Origin of the sequence: Pectobacterium artocarpous (genome assembly GCF_046159765.1) — a bacterium.
Classification (GTDB): Bacteria; Pseudomonadota; Gammaproteobacteria; order Enterobacterales; family Enterobacteriaceae; genus Pectobacterium.
The window spans coordinates 1-211 of the sequence record NZ_JBJXVK010000084.1 but is presented as its reverse complement, the minus strand read 5'-3'; the positions used below and the strand labels follow the sequence as shown (position 1 = coordinate 211).

The window sequence follows — 211 nt, the reverse complement described above, 5'->3', positions numbered from 1 at the left end:
ATTGGTCACTTCTGAGACAACTGTTACTGGAATGAAAGATGGAACATTACGAGAAAAGGCATATAAAAATGTTTCTGAAACAGGGGATGTTGTTTTACCTACTTTACGAAATATGCTATTAAAGTCAGACAAACATTCATTTGCGGAGCATTCCAAGGTCACCATTATTGGCGAGGAACTTGCTAGCACCATTAACCTGCAACAATTGTTG

Annotated in this window: 1 protein-coding gene; it reads left to right on the top strand. The window is 37.9% G+C overall.

Translation table 11 applies throughout. The features are described from left to right. Positions 1 to 211: hypothetical protein (locus tag ACKQAD_RS20350; RefSeq protein ID WP_409161768.1), on the top strand; the 211-nt coding region annotated here is incomplete at both ends.